Source organism: Streptococcus suis YS56 (genome assembly GCF_000440115.1).
Lineage (GTDB): Bacteria > Bacillota > Bacilli > Lactobacillales > Streptococcaceae > Streptococcus > Streptococcus suis_L.
On the sequence record NZ_ALMY01000008.1, the window covers coordinates 1 to 10,570 of the forward strand.

At 42.8% G+C, this 10,570-nt stretch carries 7 protein-coding genes; 3 read left to right on the top strand and 4 right to left on the bottom strand.

Going from position 1 to position 10,570, the window contains the following annotated elements; all coding sequences use genetic code 11:
* Positions 1 to 155 precede the first annotated feature (155 nt).
* Together smc and rnc are read right to left on the bottom strand one after the other, a co-directional pair.
* A complete protein-coding gene (smc, locus tag SST62_RS0101175; RefSeq protein WP_029185978.1) occupies positions 156 to 3,695 on the bottom strand; it encodes a chromosome segregation protein SMC in 3,540 nt (1,179 codons plus the stop codon).
* Between the two features lie 2 nt (positions 3,696 to 3,697).
* The gene (gene rnc, locus SST62_RS0101180) at positions 3,698 to 4,384 is read right to left on the bottom strand and encodes a ribonuclease III (protein ID WP_004299101.1); all 687 of its coding nucleotides are present in this window, start codon (positions 4,382 to 4,384) and stop codon (positions 3,698 to 3,700) included.
* Between the two features lie 188 nt (positions 4,385 to 4,572).
* Here rnc and SST62_RS0101185 point away from each other — a divergent pair, with 188 nt between their 5' ends.
* Entirely contained in the window at positions 4,573 to 5,562 is a 990-nt protein-coding gene (locus tag SST62_RS0101185; RefSeq protein ID WP_029185979.1) for an acyltransferase family protein, read from the top strand.
* A gap of 244 nt (positions 5,563 to 5,806) precedes the next feature.
* Here the strand turns inward: SST62_RS0101185 and SST62_RS0101190 are convergent, their stop codons facing one another.
* Together SST62_RS0101190 and SST62_RS0101195 are read right to left on the bottom strand one after the other, a co-directional pair.
* The gene (locus SST62_RS0101190; RefSeq protein ID WP_029185980.1) at positions 5,807 to 6,847 is read right to left on the bottom strand and encodes an ArsR/SmtB family transcription factor; all 1,041 of its coding nucleotides are present in this window, start codon (positions 6,845 to 6,847) and stop codon (positions 5,807 to 5,809) included.
* Positions 6,848 to 6,857: 10 nt separating this feature from the next.
* Complete coding sequence (locus SST62_RS0101195; protein WP_029185981.1) at positions 6,858 to 8,126, bottom strand: MFS transporter; 1,269 nt, start codon at positions 8,124 to 8,126, stop codon at positions 6,858 to 6,860.
* A 272-nt stretch (positions 8,127 to 8,398) separates the two neighbouring features.
* Between SST62_RS0101195 and SST62_RS0101200 the strand changes: the two genes are divergently transcribed.
* Entirely contained in the window at positions 8,399 to 9,886 is a 1,488-nt protein-coding gene (locus tag SST62_RS0101200; protein WP_029185982.1) for a DUF1846 domain-containing protein, read from the top strand.
* 373 nt (positions 9,887 to 10,259) lie between these two features.
* Positions 10,260 to 10,570 (top strand): IS630 transposase-related protein (locus tag SST62_RS1000000111955; protein ID WP_029185983.1); only part of this gene is annotated, 311 nt, incomplete at its 3' end.

A 10,570-nucleotide genomic window follows, 5' to 3' on the forward strand; every position in this document is an offset into this window, starting at 1 on the left:
TACTTAAAAAATCCAATTCTATCAAGCGATTGAAGCGGATCGTGGAAAAATAAAGTGATAAAGTCGGGATTATACCATATTTCGCCCTATTTCCCTTTCGTCTAGTCGAATTTCCATCAAGAAAAAACCTGGAAAATTCCAAGTTTTTCAAGTTCTTAATCTGTATAGTCTTCCACATCTTTCAGTTTGACCGACACAATCTTGGACACGCCAGATTCCTGCATGGTCACCCCATACATGGCATCCGCTGCCGCCATGGTCCCTTTACGGTGGGTCACGACGATAAATTGACTGTCCTTATCAAAACGGTTGAGGTAGTCACCAAAACGTTTGACATTTGCCTCATCCAAGGCTGCCTCCACCTCATCGAGAATTACAAAAGGAATGGTCTTAACACGGATAATGGAAAATAGCAGAGCGAGGGCCGAAAGGGCTTTTTCGCCACCTGACATAAGATTGAGAGATTGAATTTTCTTACCCGGAGGTTGAACTGAAATCTCCACACCCGCAGTCAATAGGTCACCTTCTGTCAAAATCAAATCCGCTGAACCACCGCCAAACATTTGTTTGAATGTCTGTTTAAAGCTTTCACGAATAGCTTCAAAAGTAACCTTGAAGCGCTCTTTGACTTCATCATCCATCTCGTGGATAGTATCTAGTAGTAAATCACGCGCCGACAAAATATCTGTCCGTTGCTCATTGAGGAAGGTCAGGCGGTTATTGACCTCATCATACTGCTCAATGGCATCCAAGTTGACAGGACCGAGAGCACGAATAGAACGTTCCAAGTCCTTGACCTGCCCCTCTGCCTGAGCCAGATTATCTACTGGCTTAGCCTTACTTTGAGCTTCTTCAAAGGTCATCTTGTACTGGTCACCCAGATTGGACAGCAAGCTCATGAGCTTGTCGCTGGCCTGCTCACAGTCGGATTCTAGCTTGGCCTGCTTGCGAATGAGGTCGTCATTCTTAGTCCGCGCCTGCTCCAAGCGGCCTTCCAAGTCCTCAAACTGACCATCAATGTCTTCCAGTTCAAACTTAAGACGAATCTGAAGTTGACTCGTTTGGCTCTGCTTGTCAGACGCTGCCTGCAACTGCTCTTCCAAAATTTCGATACTGGTATCTTCTAAAGCCTCAACTTTCTGGTTAATCAGGTCTTCTAAGATAGAGATATCTTTCTCGGTAGCAGCTTTTTCTTCTCTCAAGCGTGTCAGGTCAGTCTGTTCAAATCGAAGCTGACTAGATAGATCAGCCTGTTCTACAGTCAATTGCCCCTTCTGGGTCTGCAAGGTTTGCAAGCTCTCTTGGATACTGTCACGATTGTCGCGTACCTGATTGATTTGCTGATCCAAGGCTTGTTTTTTCTCTGTTAAGGCTTGAAGATTAACTTCTTCTTTAGTCGCTTCTTCTTCCAATTCCGTTAGAATGCTTGGACTGACTTGGCTCATTTGTAACTCGTACTGGGCAGTCACTTGGGCCAGTCTATTTTCTGCCTGTTCCTGATGAATCCTTGCGCTCTGCTGGTTCAATCTAGCTTCTTCCCCCTCCGCCTTAATCGTTTCCAAGGCTTCTCTGGTCTGGTCTAAACTAGTTTTCTTAGCTGCAACCAAGCTTTCTTGCTCCTGCAACTGACTAGATAGCTCTGCTATTTCTTCCAAAAGAGCATCGAGTTCTGGTTTGATAAAGGTCGTGCTGTTATTTCGATTGCTACCACCAGCAAAGGCTCCACCAGGACGGATTTCCGCTCCATCCATGGTCACCATACGCACTTGAAACTTGGTTGCCCGCGCTGCCTGATTGGCATGGTCAATGGTATCAAAAATTGCGATAGTGCCTAGCAAATTTTGGAAAATCGCATCTAAATTTGGCTGGTAAGTCACCAAATCACTTGCAAGCCCCAAAAATCCATCGGAAGATTCTAGTAAAGAGATTTGCTGTCCAGAAAGCTGACGTGGCTTGATAGTTGTCAGAGGTAAGAAGGTTGCCCGCCCTTGCCGTTTTTCTTTCAAAAATGCGATAGCTCGTTTAGCAGTCGCTTCATCTTCAACGATGACGTTTTGACTAGCACCACCAAGAGCAATTTCCAGAGCTGTCTGGTAGCGAGTATCGAAGGTCAGTTGTTCACTGACTGCTCCAATAATTCCTCCTAAGCTTGGTGCCGCCTGTAAGACAGCCTTGACCCCCGCGTAAAAATTGGAGTGATTTTTCAAGATAGCTTCTAAACTAGACTGGCGAGCCTGTTTGCCTTTCAACTGATCCAGCAAATCAAACAAGCGACCTTGCTCAGCCTGATAAGCAGTCTGGACTTGATCCAATTCTGTTTTTTGGGTCTGATAGCTCTCAAGTAACTGGCGTAAAACCTGATCAGCTTCTTCTAAACTTTTCCGACTCTTATCAAGTACTTCTTGAGCTGTTTGTTTTTCCGTCTGCAAGCGTGCCAAGTCTTCAGATTTACTCTCAGAAAGACTGATTTGATTGGCAATATCCTGCTGAATCTTGGTCAGACGGTTTGAAGCTTCTGCCTCTTCCTGCATCAGAGCAACATACTGTTCACGCAGATGATCTAAAACCTGATCAGGATCTTCTGAAAAATAGGAAATTTCTTTGTCTACCGCAGCAATATCGCCTTTCAAGCTAGACAAGGAACTATCTAATTGCGCAAGTATTTCTTGCTTTTGCTCAATCTGTTCTGCCAACTGCTCTCGTCGAGTCAACAATTTTTCCAAACGCGCCTGCGCTTCTTGACGACTTGATTCGTTTTGACTAGATTCCAGTTTATGGACCTCAATTTTTCGCTCTAAATCACTGATTAACTTGGTCAAATCCAACAGAACTGCCTGTTCACGCTCCAATTGTTCTGACAGGCGGTGGCGCTTCTCCTTCAAGTTCTGATTTTCTTGCTCCAGCTCAGAACGCTGTTTGTAGTAGCTAGTCAATTCAGTTTTGACAGACTCTAGTTCGGCTTCTTTTTCCGATAACTTTTCCTTACCAAGCGACAACTGAGCCACCAAAACATCTAAGTATAATTCCTTACGTTGACCATCTAATTCTAGAAATTTCTTAGCAGTTTGTGCCTGTTTCTCCAATGGCTTGACCTGATTATCCAGTTCATAGATAATATCATCCAAGCGGTCCAAGTTGCCCTGGGCCTGTGCCAGCTTACTTTCTGTTTCTTTCTTACGAGTCTTGTATTTTAAGACCCCTGCCGCCTCTTCAAAAATAGCACGGCGTTCCTCAGGCTTGGAATTGAAAATTGCTTCAACCCGCCCTTGAGAAATAATAGAGAAAGAATCCCGACCCAAGCCAGTATCCATGAAAAGATCATGAATATCCCGTAGGCGAACCTTTTTCCCATCAATCAAGTATTCACTATCACCAGAACGATAAATGTGGCGTTCAACCTTAATTTCCTTAGCCTTATCCGCGATAAATCCGCTAGAATTATCCAAGGTCACCACTACCGAGGCATAGTTAAGAGCCTTGCGGCTTTCCGTTCCTGCAAAGATAACATCGGGCATCTTGCCTCCACGTAGGCTTTTAGCAGACGACTCTCCCAAGGCCCAACGTAGACTTTCTGTAATATTGGACTTGCCAGAACCATTCGGCCCTACAACAGCAGTCACTCCACGGTCAAAGACGACTTTGGTCTTATCCGCAAAGGACTTAAAGCCCTGCATTTCAATTGATTTTAGATACATACCTATCCTCTAGCCTCCACAGCATTTTTGGCGGCGGCTTGTTCAGCTAATTTCTTAGAGCGACCACGACCACGACCAATCACACGCTGATCAGCAGATACCTCCACTTCAAAGGTCTTATCATGGGCAGGACCAGACTCAGCTATTACTTGATACGAAATAGCAATCTCACCATTGACCTGCAAAATTTCCTGCAAAGCAGTCTTATAGTCGGTCACGCGCTCAAAATTCCCTTTTTCTAAACGAGGAATCATGACCTTATGGATAAATTCCTCCACGGTCTTTTCACCCTTGTCCAATAGCAGAGCTCCTAAGAATGCCTCGAAAGCATCTCCTAAAATAGTATCGCGATTTCGCCCTCCAGACTTCTCTTCCCCCTTACCAAGACGAAGAAACCGATCAAAACCACAAGCACGTGAAAAACCAGCCAAAGACTCCTCACGTACAAAGGTCGAACGCAACTTGGACATCTCACCTTCGGGGCTATCAGGATATTTTTGATAGAGATATTTGGAAATCATCAACTGGAGAACAGCGTCTCCTAAAAATTCCAAGCGCTCATTATGTGAAATTTTTAGAAGGCGATGCTCATTGGCATAAGAAGTATGGGTAAAAGCCGTTTCTAATAAATTCAAATCCGAAAAATCAATCCCAAAATCAGCCAATAATTTTGCATGTAAATCTTTCATCTATATGCTCCTTTCTAACTTAAACGAAATAGATGGTTTACATTTACTCCGTCCTAACATTATACCATATTTTCCACTGGACTTCTCTTGTCAACTAAGTTTCAGCCAGCACCTCTCCACATCTTTTTGCAAACATTTACATATTCATCAGATTTCGATAAAATGGAAGAAAAAAGAAAAATATTAACATGCAAAATAAGACAAAACCACTCAATACATCCCTGCTCTCCCTCATCCAGTTCATCGGAGCTATTCTCGTTATCGCCCTCCATTGCCGCAGACTATTTGAAGCAGACCAGCTCCACTTCATCCAAAAATCCATTTTTAGTCGCATGGTCGTTCCCTACTTCATGGTCACAGCCAGCTTCTTCCTCCGACGTAATTACCCCAGCCTCTCCAAACAATACCTGATCCGCTACAGCAAACAGTACTTGACCTGGTCCGCCCTCTACCTCCCCTTCTACCTCATCTACCTACACCTCCAGGAAATCCCCCTTTCCTACTATCCCCTCGCTCTCCTAGTCGGACTGACCTACACCGGCACCAGCTACCAACTCTGGTACATGCCCGCTTTCTTGCTTGGCCTTGTCCTCATCCACTATTCCCTAAAGAAATGGGGCTGGCGCGTCACAGTCAGTCTTGCCTGCCTTCTCTATCTCCTAGGATCTGTTGAAACCTACTCCTCCTACCTGGCAGAATCGATTTTCCTGACCGCATTTGATAACTACAAAAACTTCTTTTTCACCAGCCGCAACGGCCTCTTCTACGCACCGATTTTTGTCCTGACAGGCTTTTATCTAGCCGACAAACTCAATCAACCCATTTTCCAATACCGACAAAAGACCAAACTACTTGTCTGCATAGCTCTTTTAATTTTTGAGGCTACAATCATCTATCTTAATCAAGGCTACGACAAGAACTTTCGATTTAGCCTGATTCCATTCACAGCCTATCTAGTCGCCTGGACCCTAACCACAGACCTCTTCCGCCAGAAAAAATTCCAATTTCTCAAAGAATATGCCAGCTATTATTATTTTATCCATGTTATCCCAGTCGAAATCAGCTTTTTCTTCCTAGAAACTAGTTCCCTGACCAAAATACAGAAAGGCTGGCTGGTTTTCTTTATCACCATCATCACTTGCCAACTGCTCAGCTGGTTCATCATTAATACTCAATGAAAATCAAAAACAGACTAGCTCCAACAGTCTAGGAATAGACTGTTGGAGGTCGGAAATTAGACGAACTTGGTTCGTGACCGTAAGATGTGGATAGAACACTGTTCCTTATTATATTTCAAGGGAACAGGCTGAAAAGATCCACTGGACCTTTTCACTCATCAAATCAAGTCAACAACGTCTGATTTTGATTTTCGAAGAGTATAAGCACAAAAGAACCTTGTAAGATCTAACTTACAAGGCTTTTTTACAAATCAAAATCGTCTTTCAACTTGTCAATCACCTGTTGGAGCAGGTCGCGATTAACACTGTATTTGATATTCTTATCTTTGGCATTAAAGAGAAGCAGGTCGCCGTTAATCAGCTTTTGGGTGTGGAAAGACACCGCTGCCCCTGTAATAGACAGGCGTTCTGCAATATCCTTGCTCTTGGCATAGGGCTTGGTCAACTCTACCAAAACTTGGTAACGCGTACTATCGCTAATGACTTTAAGAGCCGTTGTCAAATCGTCCAGATCCAGCTCATCATTCGACAGCATAATCTGGTCAATTCGACAGGAAGCCAGCAAAGCAACCTTCATAGTGTCAAACTGCTCATTGCCGTAATAAGCAAACCAATAATTCCAAGGACTGAGAACGAAGAATTGGGCTGTTTCCACTCCTAAAGCATCCAAGCCAGTCATGGACAACCGTTTGGAGTCTCGATAGAGTTTTTCAATGTCAAATTCCTGAGCAAATTCTTCCCGCTCCGCTCTTGCCTGCTCAAAATAGGGTTGATAGATTGGAAGCATCTTATCCAAGAGAGCGACAGACCTCTGAACAGTTTCTAGTGGATTGCGGATAGCCAGTGACCAGTACCACTTATCTGCTGGCTTTTTATCCATTTTTTCCAAAAGTTCCATGAGGCTGAGGTCCTTCTCGCGATGACCTTCATTTTCTGATGCCAACATGGTCCGCATGGTCTCTTCTACTTCTTCTTGAGACAGCTTTAAAATCAACTGACAAGCTTCCTCAACTGTCTTTGGATCCTGCCCATCATTCAAGAGATAGAAATAAAGACTATGCAAAATGTTAAAGATATGACCCCAAACAAAGACCTCGTTGACTTCCTGACGAAAATCTGTCAACTTTTCTTCAATCTCATCACGAATGTCCAAGGCATCTTTGAGAATGTCTTTTTCTTTCTGTGAAAAATCCGCCTCAATCGGTTCCTCACGTTCCGTGACAATTAAAGGAATAAAGAATTTTTCGACAATCTCGCTTCTATAATCTCGGTAATCTAATTTCATAGTTTTCTTTCTAAGTATTCACTAATGACTTTGCAGGTTTAGATCCTGTAAGAATAGTATAGCCTACTAGTCCCACAGAAAGCAAGAGGAAGATAAGGGAAATACTGGTCGGAGACAGGAACATTACCATCAATGACACCAAGGCTTGGCCTGCTACCATACCAATCTGACAGAAGGCATCAATCCCTCCACCAACTGTCGCCAATTTATCTTCAGGCAGTTCGTTCAACACAAGGGCATTCATTTTAGGATTGAAAATTCCCAAGGTCATTGCCGTTACGAAGAGAACTACTAGCACCATATAAATATTGTGAAGAAAAATCCCTGAAAAAAGTAAGACTGGCATAAGAGTAGAGAACTTGAGCAGGTTGATTAGGCTGACATTTTTAAAGGCTGCCATACCCAAGCTTGAACCCAAAATACTACCAACTGAGAAGAGAATGGAAATCAAAGCCACAGTTGTCCCTGCATTGACAATGACAAAATCTGAAAACTCCTTCATATTTAAAACCACCAAGGGAGAGAGAGCTGTAAAGATGGCATTCAAGCTAGCAATGGTGATGATTGACGCTTTAAGTACGGGAATATTCTGCACAGCTTGGTAAGATTCTTTGATACTCTGACCAATTCCTTTGACAATCCCAGCTTCCGTTTCTACTTGCTCGGCTTGCTGGATAGGATTTTCTTTCAGCAATTTAGCAAAAGTTGGACGAAGAATTACCATAATAGCAAGGCTGACCATAAAGGTCCCTGCATTGAAGAAGGCGAGTTGTTGATAGGACATAAAACCAATCAGGATGGCTCCGCTAGCTTGAAAGGCAATTTGCAAGAGCGATTTGACAGTCATCTTGAAGGCCATGGCTGTTTCACGATCCTCTGCTGCCACAACCCGCAGGCTGACAGGTAGATAAAGACCATTTTCGTATTGACCCGACAAATCAGACAAGAAGTTGATGACACAAACGACTGCTACAATCCAGAGGGCTGGGGCAAAGCCCATTAAAAAGCCAACAAGGGCATAGAGACCGACACGAACCAGCAGGGTTGCAAGAATGGTATCCAATTTATTTTTGGTCTTGTCTGCCCAAATCCCGATAAAGAGACCAGCCAAAATCGGCAAGGTTTCAGATGCGGTAATCATCGCCAAGGCAAACTTGGTATCTGGTAGAAACAGGACATAGTTCATCAGAGCTAGGTAGTAAAGCGTGTCTCCAAAGTTGGAAATCAAGTCTGCCACAAAGCTAGATAGGAATAATGTATTGTTGATTAGTTTTTTCATAAACATCTCCTTAAACATAATTTAAATATTTGTTTAATATTATTTTACACTTTATTTTAATAAAGTCAACACTTAATTTTATAAAAATTAAATATTTTTTAAACATTTATTTAATTTTTGTTCCATCTGACTTTTTCTTGACAAGATTAGCACAGTTTGTTATAGTATTGTTCGGGCACCTCTTTTGAGAGGTCGGAGAAAAGGCTCCCTAGTTTTAGGGAGCTATTTTTGTTTTTCCCAGAGAAAATGACACATTTGGAGGACTTATTGAGATGAAGAAAATCGCATTTGATTCAAATAAATATTTGAATTTGCAACGTGACCATATTTTAGAACGAATTGCTCAGTTTGAAGGCAAACTCTATATGGAATTTGGTGGAAAAATGCTGGAAGATTTCCATGCAGCCCGTGTTTTACCAGGCTATGAACCAGATAACAAAATCAAACTCCTCCAAGAGTTGAAAGACCAAGTAGAAATCGTCATCGCCATCAATGCCAGCAATATCGAACATTCTAAGGCACGTGGCGACTTGGGTATCTCTTATGACCAAGAAGTCTTCCGTTTGATTGACACCTTCAATGATATTGATATTTATGTTGGTTCTGTCGTTATTACCCAATACCGCAACCAACCAGCCGCAGACGCCTTCCGCAAACAGTTGGAAAAACATGGTATCAAGTCCTATCTCCACTACCCAATCAAGGGTTATCCTTCTGATATCGACCACATCATCTCACCAGAAGGTATGGGCAAAAATGACTACATTGAAACTAGTCGCAATCTCGTCGTTGTTACCGCACCTGGACCTGGTTCAGGTAAATTGGCGACTTGTATCTCCCAACTTTACCACGACCAACTGCATGGCGTAACATCAGGCTATGCTAAGTTTGAAACCTTTCCAGTGTGGAACTTACCACTCCACCACCCAGTCAACCTGGCCTATGAGGCGGCAACTGCCGACCTGGACGACCTCAACATGATCGACCCCTTCCACCTGCAAACCTACGGCAAAACTGCGGTCAACTACAACCGTGACATCGAGGTCTTCCCTGTCCTCAACCGTACCTTTGAACGTATTTTGAACAAATCACCATACGCCTCACCGACCGACATGGGCGTTAACATGGTGGGCTATTCCATCGTGGACGAGGAAGCGGCTATCGAAGCATCCAAGCAAGAAATTATCCGCCGCTACTACCAGACCTTGGTTGATTTCAAGGCAGAGCGGGTTGGTGAGCAAGCAGTTAAAAAGATTGAACTCCTCATGAATGAAGTCGGTGTGACACCAGCCGATCGTAAGGTCGTTATCGCTGCCCACGAAAAAGCAGAGCTGACAGCCAGCCCTGCCCTAGCTATTCAGTTGCCAAATGGAGAGATGGTAACAGGAAAAACATCAGACCTCCTCAAACCAACTGCAACTGTTCTTCTCAATGCTATCAAGCAAATCGCACAAATCGATGATGAAACACTTCTTATCGAACCAAACTACATCCGCCCAATCCAAGAATTGAAGGCAGATTATTTGGATAAAAATAATACTCGTTTGGATGCAAGTGAGATTCTTAACGCCCTTGTCATCACCGCACAAGACAGCCCTCTTGCTGCACGTGCCATGAAAGAATTGGGGCAATTAAATGGTAGCGAAGCCCATTCGACTGTAATCCTATCCGATGAAGATAAGAGTGTCCTTCGTAAATTAGGCATCAATCTTACCTTTGACCCTATCTACCAACACAATAAGTTTTATCAGAAGAACTAAACACAAGAGTAGACTTGCCGAGGCAAGTCTATTTTTTATAGCATTTTAAAATACTAGCTTTTTGAATAAAAATTGATATTTACAATAGACATGTTCAGACTTTCACTTAAAGAATGTCAAACTACCAACACTCACTCTGCTCACATCAAAACAAAATATGAACACCCTCTCTTCCTTTCGTTCCTTGATAGAACTAGAACTTTTAGATGATTATTTGTAGTTGTTTGCATTAAATTTTATCCAAGCTTACTTTCGGCACATTGTACTTTACGAAAGCAACTTACCTCGCTCATATCATATTTCCAACCTAGAACCGCTTCTGGGCTATTTTATAGTTCGTTAGTTTCTATATAGTATGTGTTATACTATACTTATGAAAAGTTACGGAATAGATTTTAGAAAACGAGTTATTAATTATGTAGAGGCTGGTCATTCCAAAAAAGAAACGTGTCAGTTATTTGGAATTAGCACTAATACACTGTATCTGTGGGAGAAACAACTCAAAGAACTAGGTCATTTGGAGCGCCAAAAAAGAAAACCAAGCCCTCGCAAATTGCCATTGGATAAGTTAGAAGCCTATGTCAAGGAACACCCAGATGCTCTCCTAAAAGAAATTGCAGAGCATTTTGACTGTAGTATTCCCTCAGTTTGGGCAGCCTTAAAAAAACTGAACATCACTTTAAA

Coding starts and splice junctions, on each gene's coding strand:
- SST62_RS0101190 (WP_029185980.1), bottom strand. CDS start 6,847: ATGAAATTAGATTACCGAGATTATAGAAGCGAGATTGTCGAAAAATTC.
- rnc (WP_004299101.1), bottom strand. CDS start 4,384: ATGAAAGATTTACATGCAAAATTATTGGCTGATTTTGGGATTGATTTT.
- SST62_RS0101200 (WP_029185982.1), top strand. CDS start 8,399: ATGAAGAAAATCGCATTTGATTCAAATAAATATTTGAATTTGCAACGT.
- smc (WP_029185978.1), bottom strand. CDS start 3,695: ATGTATCTAAAATCAATTGAAATGCAGGGCTTTAAGTCCTTTGCGGAT.
- SST62_RS0101195 (WP_029185981.1), bottom strand. CDS start 8,126: ATGAAAAAACTAATCAACAATACATTATTCCTATCTAGCTTTGTGGCA.
- SST62_RS0101185 (WP_029185979.1), top strand. CDS start 4,573: ATGCAAAATAAGACAAAACCACTCAATACATCCCTGCTCTCCCTCATC.